This window comes from Mucilaginibacter sp. P4_E8 (genome assembly GCF_056401495.1).
Map to the genome: position 1 here is coordinate 1 of NZ_JBFUJG010000408.1, position 1,071 is coordinate 1,071.

The 1,071-nt window shown below is 32.1% G+C and carries 1 protein-coding gene; it reads right to left on the minus strand.

Annotated features, from left to right (window positions below; translation table 11 throughout):
• A partial coding sequence (locus AC1DRQ_RS31780) for an MBOAT family O-acyltransferase (RefSeq protein ID WP_477430184.1) occupies window positions 1-707 on the minus strand: 707 nt, incomplete at its 3' end.
• Window positions 708-1,071 lie beyond the last annotated feature (364 nt).

Genomic DNA, 1,071 nt, shown 5'->3' on the forward strand with positions numbered 1-1,071 from the left:
CCTAAGGGAATATACAGATAATCTTTAAACCAGCTTGATAATGAAATGTGCCATCTCCTCCAAAACTCGGCTATATCTCTTGAAAAGTATGGAAAGGCAAAATTTCTTAACAAATCAATACCAAGTAACCTTGCTGTGCCAATGGCTATATCTGAGTAACCAGAAAAATCACAATAAATTTGAAAAGCAAATAACAAAGCGCCAAGAACTAATGAACTTCCTGAGTAATTAGAGGAATGATTAAAAATCAGGTTAGCGTATTCGGCGCAATTATCGGCAATTACAACTTTTTTAAACAGGCCCCATAAAATTTGCCTTAAACCATCAATTGCTTTACTATAATCAAAATACCTCTTTTTCTTTAACTGTGGTAAAAGGTGGGTTGCCCGTTCAATTGGCCCGGCCACCAAAAGCGGAAAAAAGCTTACAAATAATGAATAATCAATAAAATTTCTTTCAGGTTTAATGYGGTCTTTGTAAATATCAATAACATATGATAAACCATGAAAAGTATAAAAAGAAATACCTACCGGCAAAATCACATTAATTGTTGAAAGTTGCAGGTGCACGCCAAGGTGACTAAACATATCAACAAATGATTGCCCGAAGAAATTGTAATATTTGAATACACCCAAAAAGCCCAGATTAACCAACACACTTAACCAAAACCAACCTTTTTTACTCCGAGGGGTGCTTGCTTCCGCCATTTTAATACCGGTGAAATAATCAAGTAAGGTTGAAAAAATAAGAAGGAAAAGAAACCTGTAATCCCAGCATGAATAAAAGTAATAGCTGGCAACCAAAAGCAGAATGTTTTGGATACGGAGACTTTGTTTATTTAATAACCAGTATAAAATAAAAATTACCGGTAAAAAAAATGCAAAGTTTAATGAGTTAAAAAGCATGAAAGAAAATTAAGATTTCAAATAATTAATTTTTCGACAAAACATTAATTTTAATGCATAAATTGCAATTGCTTTAATGAACACCATTATCAATAACACAATTTAATGTGTTAAATATATCTAACTTTTACGCGTTAGATAGTATATTCTATTCACAGTTTACTAC